General features: G+C 54.3%; 15 protein-coding genes. 5 read left to right on the top strand and 10 right to left on the bottom strand.

Features of this window, described 5'->3' with window-relative positions:
• Positions 1–47: 47 nt before the first annotated feature.
• Positions 48–1,322 carry an MFS transporter gene (locus QMZ30_RS14175; protein ID WP_283227853.1) on the bottom strand — a complete coding sequence of 425 codons (1,275 nt, stop codon included), beginning with the start codon at positions 1,320–1,322 and terminating at the stop codon, positions 48–50.
• On the bottom strand, positions 1,319–2,740 hold the full coding sequence (locus QMZ30_RS14170) for a M20 family metallopeptidase (protein ID WP_283227852.1): 1,422 nt from the start codon (positions 2,738–2,740) through the stop codon (positions 1,319–1,321). The genes QMZ30_RS14175 and QMZ30_RS14170 overlap by 4 nt, the downstream gene beginning before the upstream one ends.
• 148 nt (positions 2,741–2,888) lie before the next feature.
• Here QMZ30_RS14170 and QMZ30_RS14165 point away from each other — a divergent pair, with 148 nt between their 5' ends.
• Complete coding sequence (locus tag QMZ30_RS14165) at positions 2,889–3,803, top strand: LysR family transcriptional regulator (protein ID WP_283227851.1); 915 nt, start codon at positions 2,889–2,891, stop codon at positions 3,801–3,803.
• A gap of 56 nt (positions 3,804–3,859) precedes the next feature.
• Here the strand turns inward: QMZ30_RS14165 and QMZ30_RS14160 are convergent, their stop codons facing one another.
• Entirely contained in the window at positions 3,860–5,455 is a 1,596-nt protein-coding gene (locus QMZ30_RS14160; protein WP_283227850.1) for an ABC transporter substrate-binding protein, read from the bottom strand.
• A gap of 113 nt (positions 5,456–5,568) precedes the next feature.
• On the opposite strand from QMZ30_RS14160, the gene pepT reads away from it, so the two are divergent.
• Positions 5,569–6,795, top strand: coding sequence for a peptidase T (gene pepT / locus QMZ30_RS14155; protein WP_283227849.1), 1,227 nt, complete (start codon positions 5,569–5,571; stop codon positions 6,793–6,795).
• A gap of 85 nt (positions 6,796–6,880) precedes the next feature.
• On the opposite strand, the gene QMZ30_RS14150 is transcribed toward pepT, so the two are convergent.
• The gene (locus QMZ30_RS14150; protein WP_283227848.1) at positions 6,881–7,660 is read right to left on the bottom strand and encodes a transporter substrate-binding domain-containing protein; all 780 of its coding nucleotides are present in this window, start codon (positions 7,658–7,660) and stop codon (positions 6,881–6,883) included.
• A gap of 14 nt (positions 7,661–7,674) precedes the next feature.
• A complete protein-coding gene (locus tag QMZ30_RS14145) occupies positions 7,675–8,841 on the bottom strand; it encodes a methionine aminotransferase (protein WP_283227847.1) in 1,167 nt (388 codons plus the stop codon).
• Positions 8,842–8,967: 126 nt separating this feature from the next.
• Here QMZ30_RS14145 and QMZ30_RS14140 point away from each other — a divergent pair, with 126 nt between their 5' ends.
• Positions 8,968–9,849, top strand: coding sequence for a LysR substrate-binding domain-containing protein (locus QMZ30_RS14140; RefSeq protein WP_283227846.1), 882 nt, complete (start codon positions 8,968–8,970; stop codon positions 9,847–9,849).
• On the opposite strand, the gene QMZ30_RS14135 is transcribed toward QMZ30_RS14140, so the two are convergent.
• Together QMZ30_RS14135 and QMZ30_RS14130 are read right to left on the bottom strand one after the other, a co-directional pair.
• Positions 9,807–11,483, bottom strand: coding sequence for a methyl-accepting chemotaxis protein (locus QMZ30_RS14135; RefSeq protein ID WP_283227845.1), 1,677 nt, complete (start codon positions 11,481–11,483; stop codon positions 9,807–9,809). The genes QMZ30_RS14140 and QMZ30_RS14135 overlap by 43 nt on opposite strands.
• 213 nt (positions 11,484–11,696) lie before the next feature.
• Positions 11,697–13,214: a carboxylesterase/lipase family protein gene (locus QMZ30_RS14130; protein WP_283227844.1), complete on the bottom strand. Its 1,518-nt coding sequence runs from the start codon at positions 13,212–13,214 to the stop codon at positions 11,697–11,699.
• A gap of 192 nt (positions 13,215–13,406) precedes the next feature.
• Here QMZ30_RS14130 and QMZ30_RS14125 point away from each other — a divergent pair, with 192 nt between their 5' ends.
• The gene (locus QMZ30_RS14125; protein ID WP_283227843.1) at positions 13,407–13,841 is read left to right on the top strand and encodes a DoxX family protein; all 435 of its coding nucleotides are present in this window, start codon (positions 13,407–13,409) and stop codon (positions 13,839–13,841) included.
• 61 nt (positions 13,842–13,902) lie between these two features.
• Here QMZ30_RS14125 and hglS read toward each other — a convergent pair whose 3' ends face one another.
• Both hglS and QMZ30_RS14115 read right to left on the bottom strand, forming a co-directional pair.
• Positions 13,903–15,246 (bottom strand): 2-oxoadipate dioxygenase/decarboxylase HglS, encoded by a 1,344-nt coding sequence (gene hglS, locus QMZ30_RS14120; protein ID WP_283227842.1) that lies wholly within the window; start codon positions 15,244–15,246, stop codon positions 13,903–13,905.
• Between the two features lie 88 nt (positions 15,247–15,334).
• Positions 15,335–16,669 carry an MFS transporter gene (locus QMZ30_RS14115; RefSeq protein ID WP_283227841.1) on the bottom strand — a complete coding sequence of 445 codons (1,335 nt, stop codon included), beginning with the start codon at positions 16,667–16,669 and terminating at the stop codon, positions 15,335–15,337.
• A 398-nt stretch (positions 16,670–17,067) separates the two neighbouring features.
• On the opposite strand from QMZ30_RS14115, the gene QMZ30_RS14110 reads away from it, so the two are divergent.
• Complete coding sequence (locus QMZ30_RS14110; protein ID WP_283227840.1) at positions 17,068–17,988, top strand: LysR substrate-binding domain-containing protein; 921 nt, start codon at positions 17,068–17,070, stop codon at positions 17,986–17,988.
• Here the strand turns inward: QMZ30_RS14110 and smrA are convergent, their stop codons facing one another.
• Complete coding sequence (smrA, locus tag QMZ30_RS14105) at positions 17,989–18,555, bottom strand: DNA endonuclease SmrA (RefSeq protein WP_283227839.1); 567 nt, start codon at positions 18,553–18,555, stop codon at positions 17,989–17,991.
• Positions 18,556–18,651 lie beyond the last annotated feature (96 nt).

The raw sequence follows: 18,651 nt of genomic DNA, 5'->3' as shown, positions 1-18,651 counted from the left end.
AGCCACAAATTTGTTGTAGGGTGCGGCCTTCAGGCCGCCCCCGCAACTCAGGACACGCGCTTCTGGCTGCGCAGCAGTGCCAATCCACTCAACACCGACATCGCCATCAGGTAGTAACCGGGTGCCAGACTGGTGCCTGTCGCATTGATCAACAGCGTACAAATCAACGGCGCAAAGCCACCAAATACCGTCACCGCCACGTTATAACTGATCGCCATGCCGCTGGCACGGGTACCAATCGGGAACAAGTCCGCCATCACCGAAGGCACGGTCGAGAAGTAGATCGACTTAAGCAAGGCCATCCAGCACACCAAAATAATCAGCGTGGTCGGCGTGGTGTGATTGACCACCAGTCTGAACGCCGGATAGATAGTGACGATCAGCAAAATCAGTGAGCCCCACATCAACGGCACACGTCCTACGCGCTCAGCCCACAAGCCCATGACTGGCGTCACAACGGTAAGAATCACGCCCGCCAGCAAGGTAGCGGTAAAGGCAACCGAACCGGATAAATGCAGATTTTTGGTGGCGTAGGTCGGCACGTAGTTCAGCATATAGTTGACTGCCGTTGAGATCACCATCAGGCCAATCGCCAGGACCATCAGCTCTTTCTGACGACCAAACAGACGCTTGAGCGGTGCGGCTTCAGGCTGTTGTGCCTCAAAGCTGGCGGGCTCATGCACGTGGCGACGGATATAAATCCCTAACGGACCAATCAACAGGCCAAAGGCGAAAGGTATACGCCAGCCCCACTCCTGAATCTGGCTTTCACTGAGGATCTGCGTCAGCCCAAGGCCAAACGCCGAGGCCATTAAAGTACTGGCGCCCTGCGTAGCAAACTGCCAGCTGGCGATAAAGGCTTTGCGCTCGGGAAAATGTTCCACCAGAAACGCGGTTGAGCTGCCAAATTCCCCACCCGCAGAGAACCCCTGCACCAGACGTGCCAGCAGAATCAGTACCGGTGCCATCAAGCCAATACTGGCGTAACCCGGCATAAAGGTAATCACTGCGCCGCCCAACATCATCAGGTTGATCGACAACAGCAGGGCTTTTTTACGACCGTGGCGGTCGGCATAGTTACCCAACACAATCGCGCCCAGCGGACGGATGAGGAATGAAACACCGAAGCTGCCAAACGTCAGCAGTAGCGATACAGAGGGGTCGCTGGTCGGGAAGAAAGCATGGGCAATATAGCTGGCAAAGAAGCCGTAGACCGCAATATCAAACCACTCCAGCGCGTTACCGATACAGGTGGCAAACAGCGTTTTGTGCAGATTTGGCTTGGTCGCACTCAGCGGTGCCGCCGTGTTGAGGGTGCTCATGCTGCACCTCCTGTGTGTTTACGATGCTGTGCGACTAAATCGCTGCCTTTCTCACCGAGATCCCACAGCAGCCGGGTCATAATTTGCAGACCTTCACGCGCGATCGACTTCAACATATGTTCATTGACGCCATGCTGACCACAGGCCGGATAAGAGTGCGGAACCCATAGCGTGGGCAGGCCGAGAATGTCGGAGAACACTTCGTTAGGCAGTGAGCCGCCCAGATTCGGTAACAGCGCCGGCTTTTTGCCGCTGGTTTCTGCCATGCTGGTTAACACCCAATCCACCAGCGGATCGGTCGGATCCAGTCTGGTGGCCGGCGATCCCCGCATGAATTCAACCTTCACATAGCCAAAGCCCTGCTGCGCAAGATGGTCGCTGATATGCTGCGCCAGATTCTGCCAATCGGTGCCCACCACAAAGCGCAGCTGACATACCGCTGTTGCTTCACCGGGAATGGCATTCATCGGTCGCGCGGGGTTACCGGTCAGGAACGACAACACCTCTAAGGTATTCCAACCGTACAGGCGTTCTGTTGGCGTCAATGACGGCTCGCCCCAGTTCTCGTCGATTTCAGGGTCGCCAGGCATGCCACCCACTTCGATATCACTGAGGATGTCGCGCACCTGCTGCGTCAGCGAATTCGGTTTTAACGCTTCAACCTGTAACACGCCCTGCGCGTTAACCAGTGAGGCAATGGCATTCGCCAGTTGTGTACCCGGATTGGTAAGCAAGCCCCCCCAGTTGCCAGAGTGGTAGGCGTTGTCGCGGGCGGTAATGGTCAGACGGAAATTCACCGCGCCGCGTGAGCCGAGGAATAAAGTCGGTCGCACCGCATTCAGTCGCGGACCATCGGAAGCGATAAACAGGTCCGCTTTTAACAGTTCTCCATGTTGCTGGCACAGCTGCGCCAGACCCGGTGAGCTGATCTCTTCACCCATCTCAAACAGCAGTTTGCAGTTAAAGCCGAGGCGGCCACCGCGCGCCTGAAACACCTGCTCCAACGCCGCCAGATTCACACAGTGCTGGCCTTTATTGTCTGCGCTGCCGCGCGCGTACCAACGATCGCCCTCTTCGACCAACTGCCAGGGCGATAAACCTTCGCGCCAGTTTTCATCATCGCCGAATACCACATCGCCATGCCCGTAACTCAGCAAGGTCGGCAATGCGGGATCTTCGATGCGCACGGCCACCAGGAAAGGACGATGAGCGGCTTCGCTGTTCTCAATAAAATGCAGAGTAAAACCCAGCGCGATCAGCTGTGGGCCAATCTCATCCTGTAAATAGCGCTGTAACTCGTTGTCGCGATCCTGGCGCTGACTCTCGGTACGCTGTGCGACGCGCCGCGCCAGTATCCGCTGAAATTCCCCGCTATCGAACCAGGCGGTGGCCTGTTGTACCGCGTGTTGTGCTGTCATGTTTGCTGATCTTTTATTCGTATTATGGTTTTGTCATCTTTGCTGAAACACTGCTTTGCCACAATTATCAATTTATCGAGTAAGATTTGCTTTTAAAGCAAAGCTCAGTTGCCCATTTTCGAGGCATGCACCAGCATGAGGCACGCGCATGTTAAGTAATGAAATTCGCTATTTTCTCGCTGTCGCCAATACGGGGTCGCTCAGTGCGGCGAGCGAGCAGCTGTTTGTTGCCGTCTCCGCCATCAGTCGACAGATTCAGCGACTGGAAACGCAGGTTGGCGTGCCGCTGTTTGAACGCCATGCCCGAGGCATGGTACTGAACGAAGCCGGGGAAATCTTTGCCAGCCACGTGCGCAAAAATATGCTGGATATGGAGTATGCGCTGGCGGAGATCAAAGGGCTGAAAGCCGTGCGCCGCACGCAAATACGCGTTGCCTGTACCGATGGCTTGGCTTTCACGCTGTTGCCCACTCTGATAGCCACCTTTCGTGAAGGCAATCCTGGCATTTTGTTTGATATTAAAGTCGCCAGCACGCAAGGCGTGGCTGAACTGTTACGCAGCGGCGAGTGCGATGTCGCACTGCAATTCAGCCTGCACGCTGAGCGCGGCGTAGAGGTTATTGGCTCGTGGCCTGCACCGGTGCTGTTAGTGATGCATCAGACGCATCCACTGGCCCGCTCACCACAGGTGGATCTCAGCGACATCAGCCACTATCCGCTGGCCCTGCCGCAGCAAAACACTACGGTACGCCAACTGTTCGAGCTGGCGAGCCATATGAGCGGCAACCTGATTGAGCCGGTGATTACCTGCGATACCTTTTCAACGCTGTTCCAGTTTTTGCTGCGTACGCCGCTGGCTTTAACGATTTGCAGTGCCTTTACGGTGTTGCAGGAGGCAGAAACTCATGGCCTGGTGCTGCGGTCGGTAGGGATTGATCAGCTCAGCCAGCGTAATCTGCAATTGCAGGCGCAATCAGGGCGGCCCCGTAGCGCCGCCCTGAATGTGTTTTTGGCTTTTTTACAACAGCAGTTGAGTGTGCTTCGTCAACGTTGCGAGCGTTGATGTGGAGGCTCTGGCGCCTCCCCTACAAAATCTACACCAGGCTGCGACTTGCGGTATTAATTTTTGATATCCACCGGATAAAAGATATGTTTGCCGAAGGGATCAATCGTATACCCGCTGACAGACTTGCGCACCGGCTCGAAAATCGTGGAGTGGGCGATCATCACGGCAGGCATTTGGTCGTGCATGATCTGCTGTGCTTCGCGGTACAGCGCCACGCGCTTGTCGTGGTTCTGCTCTGCGCGTGCTTCGGTAATGATCTTCTCAAACGGTTGATAACACCATTTTGAGGAGTTAGAGCCGCCGTTTGCCGAGGTGCAGCTGTAAAGCGGGCCAAAGAAGTTATCTGGATCGCCGGTTGCGGTGGTCCAGCCCATCAGCGCCGCCTGATGCTCCCCGCCTTTCACGCGTTTGAGGTATTCACCCCACTCATAGCTGACAATATTGGCTTTGATGCCCACCTGCGCCCAATCGGCCTGAATCATCTCGGCCATGCGTCGCGCATTAGGATTGTACGGGCGCTGCACCGGCATCGCCCACAGCGAAATTTCGGTGCCCGGCTTGATACCGGCTTCCTGTAACAGCTCTTTGGCTTTCTGCGGGTCGTAATCGTAATCTTTCAGATCCTTATCCGCGCTCCACACATCCGGCGGCAGGATATTTTTCGCCACGGTTCCGGTGCCTTTGAAAATCGCGTCGATGATCGCCTGCTTGTTGATGGACATCGCCAGTGCCTGGCGAACTTTGACGTTATCCAGCGGTGCTTTGGTGGTATTGAACGACAGGAAACCGGTGTTCAAGCCGGATTTTTGCTCCAGCGTTAAATCTGGATTAGCGCGCATCTTGTCGAGATCGGCCGGGTTGGGGAACGGCATCACCTGACACTCATTTTTCTCCAGTTTGGCATAGCGAACCGAGGCATCAGGCGTGATGGAGAAGACGATGCGATCCAGTTTCGCTTTGCCCTGCCAGTAGTCCGGGAAGGCTTTATACAGAATGCGCGAATCCTTCTGGTACTGCACCAACTCGAACGGCCCGGTGCCAATCGGTTCCATATCCACTTTTTCTGGCGTACCGGCCTTCAACATCTGGTCTGCGTATTCTGCTGAATGAATCGAGGCAAAATACCACGCCAGATCGGCGAGGAACGGCGCTTCGGCATGTGCCAGCGTGATGCGCACCGTATTGTCATCGACTTTATCGATGCCCTTGATCAACTTCGACAATTCGAGGCTATCGAAATTGGTGTAATTGCCCCCCGAGACGTTATGATACGGATTTTTCGGGTCCATTTGGCGCATAAACGAGAAGATCACGTCATCAGCATTCAAATCACGCGAAGGTTTAAACAGTTTATTGCTCTGGAACTTCACGCCCTTACGCAGATGGAAGGTGTACACCGTGCCATCTGGGCTGATGTCCCAGCTTTCCGCCAGGCTGGGCACCAGCTCAGTGGTGCCGGGTTTGAAATCGACCAGCCGGTTGAAAATCGGCACGGCACTGGCATCCACGCTGGTACCAGAGGTGTATAGCTGTGGATTGAAGTTCTCCGGCGAGCCCTCAGAACAGTACACCAGCGTCTTCGCTGATACCCCGCCTGCCAGTGCCAAACCCAAGGCACTGAGTGTGAACTTCATCATCATCTTTTTCATTTTCAACCTCGTTTTTATTGACTTCCATGAGCCCTCATCGGTATGTATTGATTATTAACATGATTTATCTGCTGTGTGTAATGCACATCGCGCAAAGCTTATAAGGAATAGTGATGACAGAGCCTCTTGTTAGCCAACTGACCCAGCGTTTCTATCGTTATCTGGCGGTCTCCAGCCAGAGCGATGCCAAATCCACCACCTTACCTAGCACTCCTTCGCAGCATGCTATGGCGGAATTGCTGGCAGAGGAGTTGCGTGAATTGGGCTTGCAAGATGTAGTGATTGATCAGCATGCCACCGTGACCGCAGTGAAACCCGGCAACCGCGCCAACGCACCGCGCATTGGCTTTATCACCCATATCGATACCGTGGACGTTGGCTTATCTCCCGATATCCATCCACAGACCCTGGCGTTTAAGGGTGAGGATTTGTGCCTCAACAGCCAGCAAGATATCTGGCTGCGTGTGGCGGAACATCCGGAGATTGCACCTTATGTGGGTCAGGACATCATCTTCAGTGATGGCACCAGCGTGCTGGGTGCCGACAACAAAGCTGCCGTGACGGTGGTGATGACGTTAATGGAAAATCTCAAGGGCGACCATGGCGACATCGTGGTGGCGTTTGTGCCTGATGAAGAGATTGGCCTACGCGGCGCGAAGGCCCTGGATCTGGAGACACGCTTCAACGTGGATTTCGCCTGGACCATTGACTGCTGCGAGCTGGGTGAAGTGGTGTATGAAAACTTTAATGCGGCGGCGGCTGAACTGGTGTTTACCGGCGTACCGGCGCATCCGATGTCGGGCAAAGGAGTGCTGGTTAACCCGCTGCTGATGGCACACGATTTTATTTCGCGTTTTGATCGCTTAGCCACGCCTGAACATACCGAAGGTCGAGAAGGCTATATCTGGTTTAACGATATCAATGCCAATGCCAGCCGCGCGGTGCTGAAAGCCTCGATACGTGATTTCGATCTTGTCGGATTTGATGCGAAGAAACAGCAGTTGGTGGAAGTGGCGGATGAGATTGCTGCGCTTTACCCCACCGGGCATGTGGCGTTAACCATTAGCGATACTTACAGCAATATCAGCAATGCCGTGGGTGAAGATCGTCGGGCGATTGATTTGATTTTTGCGGCGTTGGATCAGGTGGGCGTGGAGCCGAAAGTGATCCCGATGCGTGGGGGAACGGACGGTGCAGCGCTGTCGGCAAAAGGTTTGTTGACGCCGAATTTCTTCACCGGCGCGCACAACTTCCACTCACGTTTTGAGTTTTTACCGGTGCCGTCGTTTGTGAAGTCGTATCAGGTGGCGGAAGCGTTGTGCTATTTAGCCGCAAAATAATTCCGTGCGGTGATTAACCAGGTGCGCATGAATGCGCACCCTACGACCGTAGAGTCACCATTTATGGCGACCTGGCGAACAGCTGTTATTTGCTGGCTGTTACATCAATACCTGGGAAGAATTTCGCCGCCAGCTTGGTGACAGTACCGTCAGCCTGCACTTTGGTGATCGCCGCATCCAGTTCGCCCTTCAGCTTGGCATCGCCCTTACGCAGACCAAAACCGATACCAGAACCGAGGATGGTGTCATCTTCTACCGGTTTGCCGACGAAGGCGAAACCTTTGCCCTGCGGCTTATCGAGGAAGCCAGACTGTCCCGCGGCTGACATCACCAGCGTGCCGTCAAGACGACCTGCCACCATGTCGTTATAAACCTGGTTCTGATCCTGATAAGAGGTGACGGTCACGCCCTGCGGTTCCCAGTGCTTCTTCGCGTAAGTTTCCTGGATAGAACCCTGCAGTACGCCAATGTTTTTGCCTTTCAGCGACTCTGCCGTTGGCAGCAGTTTCTCACCCTGCTTCACGATCAGCATGGTAGGAATGCGGTAGATCGGCTTGGTGAAGTCGATGCTCTTACCACGTGCTTCGGTGATGTTCATCGCTGAGTTGATGGCATCGAATTTCTTCGCTTGCAGCGCAGGGATCAGCGCATCAAAGCTGCTCTCCACCCACTTACAATCAAAGTTACCGACCTGGCAGATTGCTTTACCCAGTTCGATATCAAAACCTTCTAACTCACCCTGCGCGTTGCGGCTTTCGAACGGTGGATACTGTGATTCCAGACCGTAACGTAAGGTTTCCTGCGCCAGCGCGTGTGCAGAAGTCAGCATACCCAGAGCTACAAACAGTGCGTTTAACTTTTTCATTATTCTTCCCCTAATTACCCTTTAACCCGGCAAAGCGCTTCTGCGCCAGCCTGCAGTGTTGCGTCGTCTTTCGCGAATGACAGGCGAATTAATTTATTGTCAGTGCCGTCCATATAAAACGCCGACAACGGAATGGTGGCCACACCGTGATCGACGATGAGATGTTTTACCATTTCACTGTCGCTTTCGTCACTGAAATGTCCGTAACTGGCTAACATAAAGAAGGAACCGGCACTCGGCAGCAGCTTAAATGGCGAATCTTGCATCAAGGCCAGCAGGCGATCGCGTTTTTCCTGATAGAACGGTGACAGTTGCAGGTAATTTTGCGGGTCCTGTAGATAGTGGGCAAAACCGACCTGCATGGGGGTATCTGCCGCGTACATCATGAACTGATGCACTTTGACGATCTCCTCCATCAACGCCGCAGGTGCCAGCGCATAGCCAACGCGCCAGCCGGTGACGTGGAAAGTTTTACCAAACGAAGAGACCACCACACTACGCTGCGCCAGTTCCGGATGCGTGGCCATACCGCAATGGGCACGGCCATCAAACAGAATGTGTTCATAAACTTCGTCAGACAGCACCACGATATCGGTGTTGCGCGTGAGTGCCGCCAGTTGTTCCAGATCGGCCGGTGTTAGCACCTGCGCGCTCGGGTTGTGCGGCGTGTTGATGATGATCATACGGGTGCGTGGCGTAATGCTGGCACGCAGCTCATCCCAGTTGATGGCGAAATCAGGCACCTGCAGTTTCAGGCCTATCGGCGTGGCGCCCTGTAAGCGCACCACTGGTGCATAACTGTCGAAGGCCGGCTCAAAGAAAATCACCTCATCACCAGGATGCACCAATGCGGAAATCGCCATATAGATGCCCTGACTGGCACTGCCAGTGATCAGCACTTCGCTGCCTGCATCATATTGCTGGCCGTAAAGCGTGTGGACTTTCTCCGCCAACGCTTCACGCAGTGCCGGTAAACCGGTCATGGAAGCATATTGATTATGCCCCTCACGCATCGCTTTGCTGACCAGTTCCACCAGCTTCGGGTCGCAAGGGAAATTTGGTGCACCCTGTGACAGGTTGATGGCGTTGTGCTGCGCAGACAGTTTGCCGATGACGCTAAAAATCGTCGTGCCGACATCGGGTTGTTTGGAAGAGATGTTAACACTGCTATTCAGGGTCATCGTTGCTCCGCAAGGTTGCATAACCAATTAGGTAAAGTAGATTTCTATTCAACGGCGTGTGGCTTGAGTCGACAAGCGATTTGTTGTCATAATAGCCATGATTAAAAATCATAGCTTGAGGCCATCATGTCCCGCTCTGCTCTGCCATTGAATGCCATCCATGCGTTTCTGGTGACCGCGCGCCATCTTAATCTGACGCGTGCTGCCGTTGAGTTGTGCATCACCCAGGGTGCGGTGAGCCGTAAGATCGCCACGCTGGAGAGTTGGCTAGGATTCTCCCTGTTTGAACGCCATGCACGCGGGCTGCATCTCACCGCGCAAGGTGCAGCCTTGCTGCCAGAACTACAGCAGGGTTACGCAATGCTGCTCAGTGCCACGGAAAAAGCCAGCCGCAGCAACGCCTCAATACGCTTAAAAGCCCCAACCTGCGCGATGCGTTGGCTAGTGCCACGCCTGGTGGCGCTGGAACAGCAGCGCCCTGAAATTCACGTGGCTCTCACCACCACGCTGGATCATGCCTCGCTGCTCGAGAACTATGACGCTGCGATTGTGTTTGGCGCCCCACCGGCGGGGTCAATCCGCCTGTTTGATGAGAAGCTGACACCCGTGCTGGGCAGCCACATCTCGCCACCAGGCAGCATCAGCGATCTGGCCAAATTCACCTTTTTACATCCCACCAATGACATGCGTGACTGGCAACTGTGGTTTGCTCAGCAAAACGTGCATCTGCCCATGGCGCGCAACCAGCATTTCGCCACCATGGATTTGGCAATCAGTGCAGCAATGCAAGGGTTTGGCGTGACGGTGGCAGATGTGACGTTAGTGCAGAATGATTTAGCCAATGGTCGGCTGATTGCCCCGTTTGCGGATTGTGTCGCAACCGGGGCCGCCTATAGCTTGTTACAGCGTTCGGAAGAGGATGCGCCACCGTTCCTGCCAGAACTGGTGGCGTGGTTATGTCAGTCTCAGAATGAGACCCAATCGTCAGCGCTGGCCGACTTAGGCTGAACGGCGGTGGCAGGAGCCAGCGCGGGACGGCGCGGTACGCTGTGTTTAGGTGCTGGAGTAACCTGACTCACCGGTGTGCTATCGGATAAGCGGAATTTCGCGACCGATGCCTGCAGCTCTTGCGTCTGACGCTCCAGGGCGCTGGCCGCAGCGGAAACTTCCTCAACTAATGAGGCATTTTGCTGGGTGACACTGTCCATCTCGGTCACCGCGGTGCCCACTTGTGAGATGCCCTTGCTCTGCTCTTCGGATGCGGAGGCAATGTGCTTCATGATCTCATTGACGTCCTGAACCGATTTGAGAATCTGGCTCATGGTACTGCCTGCGCTGCTCACCAGTTCGGAACCTTTACCGACACGCTGCACTGAATCCTCGATAAGCGTGGCGATCTCTTTGGCGGCGTTGGCACTGCGCTGTGCCAGGTTGCGCACTTCACTCGCCACCACCGCAAAACCACGCCCTTGCTCACCCGCGCGTGCGGCTTCTACCGCGGCGTTCAGCGCCAAAATATTGGTCTGGAATGCAATGCTATTGATGACGTTGGTGATCTCAGCAATTTTCTTCGAACTACCGGAGATGCCTTCCATGGTGGTCACGACTTCACCCACCAAATGACCGCCCTGCTGCGCCGTGCTGGTGGCAGTTTCCGCCAGAACACTGGCTTGGCGCGCGTTGTCGGCGTTGAACTTCACTGTGGCGGTTAACTGCTCCATGCTGGCAGCCGTCTGCTCCAGTGCCGCTGCCTGCTCTTCAGTGCGCGAAGAGAGGTCATTATTGCCCGACGAAATTTCTGCCGCACCGCGGTAAATATTCTCCGTGCCGCTGCGAATCGCACTCACGGCGTCGCGCAGACTGTCCTGCATAGCACGTAGCAGCGGTACCAGCTTACCAACACAGTTACGGCCAAAATCCTCCATTGGCTGGCTCAAATCCCCTTGGGCGATCACTGCAAAGTGGTTACGCACGCGTTCGAGCGGTTTCACCAGCATCGCCACCAGGTAGCGATCAGTGAACAGCAGAATCACCAGACCGAACACCACCGCGACCAGAATGATCATCTTGGTCATGTTAGTGAGTTTATCGACATTCACGCGGGTTTCATCCAGTTTGCTGCCAGCCGCTTTGTTGAATGCGTCAGCACTGGTACCAAATGCGCGGCTCAACGCTGGCGTCACGTTATTTGCCTGTGCCCGATAGGCTTCCACGGTACCCTGCTGCGCTAACGAAACCTGCGGTGCGATGCCCTCGTCCAGCAGTTTTTGCCAGTTAGCAATCACGCTGTTGGCGGTTTCGCTGTCCATTGGACCGGGCGCCATGGCTTTAAATTGCGCGAGCTGATCTTTCATATTGTCCAGCGCTTGCTGTACCGGTGCGAAGGCTTCGGCGGTCACGACAGCACCCGCTGCGCGCCCCTCCATCACACGTGACAAACGTGTGACTACGCGGAAATATTGATCGTTCCCTTTGCTCAGTACCGTCATCTGATTGACTAACTCACGGTCAATCTCATTCCCATCGCCGAGGGCATTAAGCGAGTGGACGCTGAATAACCCAACTGCACACCACAACAGGCAGAACAAACCCAGAATGGTCAGCATCACGGCGCGAATAGTGAAGTTTTTTAAGATACCCATACATAATCCCTTGGTGTGAAACGCGAAGGAGGCCCGATAAAATAGGGCATATTGCGTTTATCGGCATCGGTTAGGGAAAATGTAACGGTTTAATAAGCTAATTAATTGCTGGCTGCTTAAGGCGGATAAAACTGGCTATCAATATTAATCAGTGGATTAGCGGGAAATTTGCCTTAAAAAATCATTTGCGCAATTTCACTATTAGCGCACTTATCAAAGTTTGACGTGGTTGCGCATCATCATGCGGAACAGTCGCAGGCGTCCTCGCATAAATTTTGCTTTTAATACAGACTGGGGCTGACCATTGTGACCAAAGGCTAAAGTCAGGTCTGCATGCGGTCGCCATACCGGCCAGGCTAACTCCCCCCGGAGTTCCGAGCTAAACTCCGTGGCATCACGCGCAAAAGTGACCCAAAACGCGCTGACCTTTCGCGCGAAGGCTTGATCCGTCTCGGTGTAAGCCTGCTCGACCGGCGGTGTCAGCGTGCCAAGCGTATTGAACACATAAGGAATTTCATTGCCGTGCCAGGTACCGTGTGGATAGAGATCGCGCGCGTTCTCTGAGACATAGTCGAACCAGTAGCGCCAGGCCGGCATACCAATATCGTGTTGAGATTGCGCGACCAGCAATGGCATCACCGTGAAGGCCATGTCGCGCGCTACTGAGCGGCCTAATAACGTATCGTCATGGATATCGTATAACCATTTCATCAGGCTATAGCTAAAGCGGTTTTTCTTGCGCATCTGCTGCAACACCTGCGCGGCATCAACACCAAAATAGTCCAACACGCTGGCTTCATCACTGTTGCTACCCACCATCAGCGGCACGCGATGCTGTTTGCCTGCCATAAAAGTGTCCAGCATCGGTTTGGGCAATACCGTATCACCACTGATTGCCACCGGTCCTAATCCCAGCGATCGCTGCAACGACCAAAACTGGTCGGCAGGTAATTGACGCAATTGCGCTGCAGTGGCCTGGTCGGTCAGACCAAAATGTGCCGCGACCTGCCTGCCAATCTGCTGCGCTTTTTTACGCGGCACATCCGGCAAGCTATAGGCACTCTGCACAATGCCTTTGTGAAACAACCCTTCTGCTAAGGGTGAACAACACAGCGACAGCACGCTGCGCGCCCCCGAAGACTCGCCGAACAACGTGATATTATGGCGATCACCGCCAAAAGCCGGAATATTACGCTGAACCCACTGCAATGCCGCGATTTGGTCTAACAGGGCGAAATTATTGACAACTGATTTGGCCTGATATTCGGCATCCAGCGCAGGATGCGCAAAGAAACCAAAATGGCCCAGCCGATAATTTAGCGTCACCACAATCACGCCCTGCGCAGCCAGGGCTTTACCGCGGTAGGGGTCGAGGCTGCCAGCACCGATAGTAAATCCGCCGCCATGCAGCCAAACCATGACTGGCATCGGATGCGAAGGCTCGACGTCCGGCGTCCAGATATTAAGGTAAAGGCAGTCCTCACTATAACAGCCCGGATCACCACCACCAACGGCCACACAATAGTCACGATTCTGCCAACTGGCATTGCCCCACTCGGTGGCATCACGCACCGTTTTCCAGGGTGCGACCGGCTGCGGTGGACGCCAGCGTAATTTGCCTACCGGTGCAGCGGCGTAAGGTATTCCCTTGAAGACAAAGAGATCATCATCAATCAGGCCTCTGAGTTCGCCCTCTGCGGTCATAATCCTCAGACGTCGTTCGTTTTTCATCTCGGGTTCCCGGATAATGCGTAGTTCCATTATTTGCAGGCCTTGCACGAATGTCCATGTTCCGAAAGCATTTGCAGATTAAGCCGAAGCAGCATTCGATCCACTGAACAACACCATCAAATTTTTTGGCTAACCCTGGCATGGCAATGTGTTCTAAAGTTTTAAGTTAACCTGGCGAGACGGAGAAGCGCGATGTTCGGTGGAATCAATCAGATGTTCAGCCGGATGAGTGATCACCCGGATTTCGGTAAACTGCTGTTACGTCTCACATTTGGCGGCCTGCTGCTGTTTCATGGCGAATTCAAAGTGATGCATGGCGTCGACTGGATAGCCCATTTGCTGGCCGTAAAAGGTATGCCAGGTTTCATCGCTTACGGTGCTTACATCGGGGAAATAGTGGCACCTGTGATGGTGATCATCGGTTTAATGACGCGCCCAGCGGCCTTCATTATTGCGGTGAATATGATTGTCGCGACCTTGCTGGTAAAAATGGGCGCCGTCTGGCATCGAACAGATGTAGGAGCCTGGTCTCTGGAAACAGAAGCCCTTTATCTGCTTGGCGCGCTCGCCATCATGTTCTTGGGTGCCGGGAAGTACACGCTGGTGCGTGATTCGCGCCTGCAATAAATAGTAGAAGAAAAAATAGCCGGTCCGGTGAAGGGGATTGCCCCTCCACAGGCCGGCTTTCTCAGGCTTTGACAATGCCGCAACGCGCCAGACTGCGCTGTTGCATCTGCTGATAGAGCGCCATTTCGTCTTGCACCTTTGCACCTAATGCGGCTTCAAAATCCGCCCGACTGGCATTCCCTGCACTACGCGCCTGCACTTCATCACCCAGATTAGACTGGAAAATGCCCGCTGCACTCACTGGCAGAAAATCCTCATAGATAATCGGCTCGGCCTGTAACCGCCCCTCAGCGAGCAACTGCGCCACGCTTTCACCTGGCTGTGGACGCTGATGTTCCCCTTTATCGGTTAAACGGTAGCGGAACCATGCCAGCTCCTGCTCCCGCAGTGAGTCCTCAACATCGGGGAAGTCGCGAAATACGGCGCTGAGATGCTGTTGATGATGCAGGTTGTCAGCACCGGTCCCCGCTTCCGCCAACAGACGGTCATAGAGTGCACGACCTTTTGGCGTTAATGCGGCACCGCGCTGCTCAATTTCGCCAAAGCGCGCGGTGTGGGTACCCGGCGATCCATCGTTAAAATGTACTGCCTCTTCCAGCGCTTTAAAACTGGTTTGACGGAGCAAAATCGGCACCTGCCGTTGAGGCGGCCCCTCAATCAGCGTTTTCGGATCAATACCCCGTGAGGGCATCAGCGCTTGCACGCGATCAATATCAAGGGTGCGCGGTGTGAGATGGTTAATGTGACAGCCCTGGAAGCACACAACATCAGCCACTAAACGATGTTGCTGAGACAAGGCGTGGTAAGTCTTGCTGTCTACGGTGGTATGGGCATGCCAGCGGAATGTTTCCAGTGCCTCTTTGACGAAACGGGCCGCATCAGCGGCATCTAATCCACCCTGTTGCTGATGCCGGGCAATTAATGCTCGACACTCTTCGGTAAAGATATCTCGCGCCGCTAAAATCGCGGCGGCCTGTTCGCGTAATGCCAGATCATCAATCAACTCCAGTCGCAGTAATGAAGTAAACACGCGGAAGGGATTACGCCGCAGCGCACTGTCGCTGACAGGACGAAAAGCCGTGGAGTGAACCGGCACACCCGCCTGGGACAGATCATAATATCCCACCGGTTCCATGCCCATGACAGCAAACATCTGCCGCAGCATACTGAGTTCAGCAGCCGTTCCCACACGAATCGCACCATGGCGTTCAACGCTTAGACGGCTCAGTTCATCGGCGGCTGCCAGGCGGTTTTTTAAGGCGGGGTTGGCTTCCAGCGTACGTTCATTCACGGCGGTGACCAATTGCGTCAGCGTGCCATACTGAGGCACTTCTTGCTGATACATGCTGGACATCGCCTGGGAGAACAGCGTGCGAATGGCATCGCTGGTGAGAAAGTTTTCCATGGTCATCACCTCGGGCTAAAGGGTTGTTGCTAATGTAGATCAACCCTTTAACGCCGTGGGAGAATTTCGTCGAACTGTGATCGCCCTGTCACTCAAGCCGTTCGGCCTGGTCGCCAAAACGGCACTTCAACGCCAGCATGATGGTGGTCAATACGGCAGGGATCGCCAGTAACAGGAAAATCTGGCTAAAAGACCAGCCGAGGGAAAGGAGTTCTGCGCCGACAAACGCGCTCATTATCGCCCCCACGCGCCCAACGCCGTGCATCCAACTCGACCCGGTGGCACGCGCATGTGTAGGATAATAGCTGGCGGATAAGGCATTCATGCCGGTATTGGCCCCGTTGAAACAGAAGCCACTGAAGAAGGCAATCGCGCTCATCAAGCCCACCTCAGCCGGTGAGAAGCCCAGCGCGACTATCGCAATGCCTCCACAGAAATAGATCACCGCCAGGGCGATATTGGCATTGATGCGGTCCATCAGCCAGCCTGCAAACAGCGAACCCACGGTACCGCCCGCCTGATACATGGCGGTGACAATAGCCGCTTCCGTGACGGACATGCCCAAAGTATTAATGAGCGAGGGCATCCAACTGCCGATCAGATACACCAGGAACAAGCCCATAAAGTAGCCGCCCCACAGCATCAGGCTGCCAAACAAGTAGCGCTTTGACACTACCGTGGCCACTGCCCCCCGACGCACGGCGATATGTTCACTGGACTGATAATGGCTATCGGGCTGAACGACGCCCGGCAACATCCGTTCAAGAATGGCGTGGATGCGTGCAGCAGGCGCACGGCGACTGATGAGAAACCGCACCGACTCAGGTAAACCGCGCAGCAAGAATGGCAGCACAACCAAGGGCAACACGCCGCCCATCAGCATCACCGAATGCCAGCCATAGCGAGGTAGCAACCAGGAAGCGGCAAATCCACCGGAGGCAGCACCAAAGGTAAAGCCACAAAACACCACGGTAATAATGAAAGAGCGGCGGCGCTCGGGTGCGTATTCCGCCACCAGCGTCCCGACATTCGGCATCGCCGCGCCCAGCCCCAGGCCGGTAAGAAAACGGAACAGCATCATCTGTTCCACGTTTTGCGCCATGGCGGTTGCCAGCGTCCACAAACCAAAGAAGCCCACGCTGAGTAATATCATGACCCGACGACCATAACGATCGGCCAAAGGCCCGGCAACCATCGCGCCTAACGCCAGCCCGATCAGCGCTGCACTGATCACCATGCCAAGTTGATGGTTGGTGACGCCCCAACTGACTTTCAATGTCGGAGCAATAAAGCCCATTAACGCGATGTCCATACCATCCAGCGCCACAACGATGAAGCACAGTGCAATCAGGCGCTTTTGCCAGCGACTGAGCGCACTCTGATTAATGAGCTGGCGAACATCTACGGCTTCAACGCTGGTCACTGATTAACTCCTGCACTTTCATTGTCTATACCTGTTCTACTTCTCACCGCAGTTGCGTTGGCTGCGCAAGCGCTTTTTATGCAGCAATTCGAATTATTTAGGGTATGTCATCAGTTTTGGTAAAAAAAACGGCGCTAATGATAGCTCATCGTTAACAATAACGGGCAGGATTTTTGAGTGTAACTGAGAATTATTCAAATTTTGCGAGATTAAGCAGTTGATATTACAGAAGGTGATAGTTTTGCCTTGAAATGCGTTTTCAATTTATCGAATCATTACAATGCGTTAGTAAAACCGGTACGGATTGCCGATTTTGTTAATATAATTTTGCAGTGAAGTTAACATAATTCCCCTTTTTCAGTTGCCGCCACCCGACAAAACTCATTATGTTGAGGGCTATGGACAAAAATATCCTTTTCAATCAGCGCATTCGCTTGCGCCATTTACACACCTTTGTGGCTGTCGCCCAACAAGGGACGCTGGGGCGCGCGGCTGAAACATTGAATCTAAGCCAACCTGCGCTTTCCAAAACGCTCAACGAGCTGGAAGAGCTGGCAGGAGCACGGCTGTTTGAACGCGGTCGTCTCGGCGCGCAACTCACTACTTTAGGCGAGCAATTTCTGATTCATGCAGTGAAGGTGCTCGATGCACTGAATCATGCGGGCCAAAGCTTTAATACCCCGCAGCCCGGTCGGCCGGTGGTGATCCGCCTAGGCGCCCTGACGACTGCAGCGATGGGGATGCTGCCGCAAATTCTCGATCGATTCCACGAACAGCAGCCCAATACCACAGTGCAGGTTGCAACCTTACACAACAACGTGCTGCTGGCGGGTCTACGTGCCGGAGAATTTGATATTGGTATCGGTCGTATGGCGGACAGTGAAATGATGGCGGGACTCACTTATGAGTTGCTATTCCTGGAGTCACTGAAGCTGGTGGTACGCCCTGAGCATCCGCTTTTAAGTGACAACGTCACGCTGTCGCGCGCCATGCAGTGGCCGGTGGTGATTTCACCAGAAGGCACCGCGCCGCGCCGCATCGCGCAGCATATGCTGGATGAACAGGGTTGTTCTCTTCCCGCCAACTGCGTGGAAACGTCATCGACTTCCCTCGCCCGTCAACTGGCACTACGCTATGACTATGTATGGTTTGTGCCTTCTGGTGCGATCAAAGAAGATTTGAGCCATCAGGCCGTTGCGGCACTACCAATTAACTCACCGGGACCGGGAGAACCGGTTGGGATCATTACGCGAAGCGCGAGTAGCCTAAGCCTCAGTGCCGAAGTGCTGATGGCGACCATTCGTAAATTCCACACCTGACTAACGGCTGCGCTTGGCGTGGCGCTCACGGTTATCCTGGCGTGCCTGTTCGGTTTTACGTAAGCCGACGTAGAGTGCGCCACCGCCACCATGCTGCGGCTGTGCGATGCAAAAACTTTGCACCTCTTCGAATTCGGGTAGCCAGCGCGCCAGATAGCTACGCACGATATTGGCATGTGATTCATCGTCCCGGCCTTTGCCATGGATAATCAGCAGATTACGCAACCCTTGTTTCTGGGCTTGTCGCATAAAACTAAACAACGACTGACGGCAAGTTTCCACTGGCTGCCGTAGCAGATTCAGACTGGCATCCAGCGGGTATTTCCCCTGTCGCATTTTATCCAGTACGCCCTGTTGAATCCCTTCCGTTTTATATTCCAGCGGCGTCGTCAGTGGAATAATGTCGAGAAAGCCTCGGGTAAGGAAATTCTCCTCTTCATCGCGCAATTGCGCAGCGCGCGGTTCTTTGGTCGAAGGTGCGCGCAGCCATTGGGTGTTAGCGCAATCTTTCAGTGGTGTCACATCGCCCATGGCATCCCGGAAAAGGTCTTCATCGTCTAGGTTCATGGTTTCGTCTCACGCCTGGTGGTTTGCTTAACGCAACATGCCGCTCAAAAGCAAATAGTAGCAAAGGATTTTTGGCATCACATCTGTCACGTTTTG

The sequence above is a fragment of the Pantoea sp. EA-12 genome, from assembly GCF_030053355.1.
Classification (GTDB): Bacteria; Pseudomonadota; Gammaproteobacteria; order Enterobacterales; family Enterobacteriaceae; genus Pantoea; species Pantoea vagans_C.
The sequence above is the reverse complement of the archived record's forward strand: the minus strand, read 5'-3'. Positions and strand labels throughout refer to the sequence as shown.

Excerpts from the sequence above, each read along its gene's own strand:
- QMZ30_RS14145 (WP_283227847.1), bottom strand. The coding sequence starts at position 8,841 with ATGACCCTGAATAGCAGTGTTAACATCTCTTCCAAACAACCCGATGTC.
- QMZ30_RS14165 (WP_283227851.1), top strand. The coding sequence starts at position 2,889 with ATGTTAAGTAATGAAATTCGCTATTTTCTCGCTGTCGCCAATACGGGG.
- QMZ30_RS14150 (WP_283227848.1), bottom strand. The coding sequence starts at position 7,660 with ATGAAAAAGTTAAACGCACTGTTTGTAGCTCTGGGTATGCTGACTTCT.
- smrA (WP_283227839.1), bottom strand. The coding sequence starts at position 18,555 with ATGAACCTAGACGATGAAGACCTTTTCCGGGATGCCATGGGCGATGTG.
- QMZ30_RS14140 (WP_283227846.1), top strand. The coding sequence starts at position 8,968 with ATGTCCCGCTCTGCTCTGCCATTGAATGCCATCCATGCGTTTCTGGTG.
- hglS (WP_283227842.1), bottom strand. The coding sequence starts at position 15,246 with ATGGAAAACTTTCTCACCAGCGATGCCATTCGCACGCTGTTCTCCCAG.
- pepT (WP_283227849.1), top strand. The coding sequence starts at position 5,569 with ATGACAGAGCCTCTTGTTAGCCAACTGACCCAGCGTTTCTATCGTTAT.
- QMZ30_RS14170 (WP_283227852.1), bottom strand. The coding sequence starts at position 2,740 with ATGACAGCACAACACGCGGTACAACAGGCCACCGCCTGGTTCGATAGC.
- QMZ30_RS14175 (WP_283227853.1), bottom strand. The coding sequence starts at position 1,322 with ATGAGCACCCTCAACACGGCGGCACCGCTGAGTGCGACCAAGCCAAAT.
- QMZ30_RS14130 (WP_283227844.1), bottom strand. The coding sequence starts at position 13,214 with ATGAAAAACGAACGACGTCTGAGGATTATGACCGCAGAGGGCGAACTC.
- QMZ30_RS14110 (WP_283227840.1), top strand. The coding sequence starts at position 17,068 with ATGGACAAAAATATCCTTTTCAATCAGCGCATTCGCTTGCGCCATTTA.
- QMZ30_RS14160 (WP_283227850.1), bottom strand. The coding sequence starts at position 5,455 with ATGAAAAAGATGATGATGAAGTTCACACTCAGTGCCTTGGGTTTGGCA.
- QMZ30_RS14135 (WP_283227845.1), bottom strand. The coding sequence starts at position 11,483 with ATGGGTATCTTAAAAAACTTCACTATTCGCGCCGTGATGCTGACCATT.
- QMZ30_RS14125 (WP_283227843.1), top strand. The coding sequence starts at position 13,407 with ATGTTCGGTGGAATCAATCAGATGTTCAGCCGGATGAGTGATCACCCG.